This window comes from Aquimarina aquimarini (genome assembly GCF_900299535.1).
Taxonomy (GTDB): Bacteria; Bacteroidota; Bacteroidia; order Flavobacteriales; family Flavobacteriaceae; genus Aquimarina; species Aquimarina aquimarini.
On the sequence record NZ_OMKE01000048.1, the window covers coordinates 1 to 1,377 of the forward strand.

1 protein-coding gene is annotated in these 1,377 nt (G+C 39.6%); it reads left to right on the plus strand.

Annotated elements, in window-relative coordinates; all coding sequences use genetic code 11:
• A partial coding sequence (locus DG508_RS17645) for a CREC-EF hand family protein (RefSeq protein WP_199912810.1) occupies positions 1-1,377 on the plus strand: 1,377 nt, incomplete at both ends.

A 1,377-nucleotide genomic window follows, 5' to 3' on the forward strand; every position in this document is an offset into this window, starting at 1 on the left:
TACCGATACTACTAACCCTACTGATGGATGTGATTATACAGTTGCTAATCAAGTAGTAGCTAATGTTAGTACAGCATGGAATGGGTTGGATTGTGATGGCGATGGCGTAACTAACGGTCAAGAAATTACCGATACTACTAACCCTATTGATGGATGTGATTATACAGTTGCTAATCAAGTAATAGCTAATGTTAGTACAGCATGGAATGCGTTGGATTGTGATGGCGATGGAGTAACTAACGGACAAGAAATTACCGATACTACTAACCCTATTGATGGATGTGATTATACAGTTGCTAATCAGGTAGTAGCTAATGTTAGTACAGCATGGAACGCACTAGATTGTGATGGTGATGGAGTAACTAACGGTCAAGAAATTACCGATACTACTAATCCTACTGATGGATGTGATTATACAGTTGCTAATCAAGTAGTAGCTAATGTTAGTACAGCATGGAATGGGTTGGATTGTGATGGTGATGGAGTAACTAACGGTCAAGAAATTACCGATACTACTAATCCTATTGATGGATGTGATTACACAGTTGCTAATCAGGTAGTAGCTAATGTTAGTACAGCATGGAATGCGCTGGATTGCGATGGCGATGGCGTAACCAATGGACAAGAAATTACCGATACTACTAATCCTACTGATGGATGTGATTATACAATTGCTAATCAAGTAGTAGCTAATGTTAGTACAGCATGGAACGCACTAGATTGTGATGGCGATGGAGTAACTAACGGTCAAGAAATTATAGATACTACAAATCCAATTGATGGATGTGATTATACAGTTGCCAATCAAGTAGTAGCTAATGTTAGTACAGCATGGAACGCACTAGATTGTGATGGTGATGGCGTAACCAACGGTCAAGAAATTACGGATACTACAAATCCAACGGATAATTGTAGTCTAATAGCTGCCAATCAAGATGCTACACCAAGTACAGCGTGGAATGCACTAGATTGTGATGGCGATGGCGTAACCAATGGTCAAGAAATTACCGATACTACCAATCCAACTGATGGATGTGATTATACCGTTGCTAATCAAGTAGTAGCTAATGTTAGTACAGCATGGAACGCACTAGATTGTGATGGCGATGGTGTAACTAATGGTCAAGAAATTACCGATACTACCAATCCAATTGATGGATGTGATTATACAATTGCTAGCCAGATAGCCGCTAATGTAAGTGTTGGATGGAATGGGTTGGATTGTGATGGTGATGGTGTAACCAATGGTCAAGAAATTATAGATACTACCAATCCAATTGATGGATGTGATTATACAGTTGCCAATCAAGTAGTAGCTAATGTAAGTGTTGCATGGAATGGGTTGGATTGTGATGGCGATGGGGTAACTAATGGAAG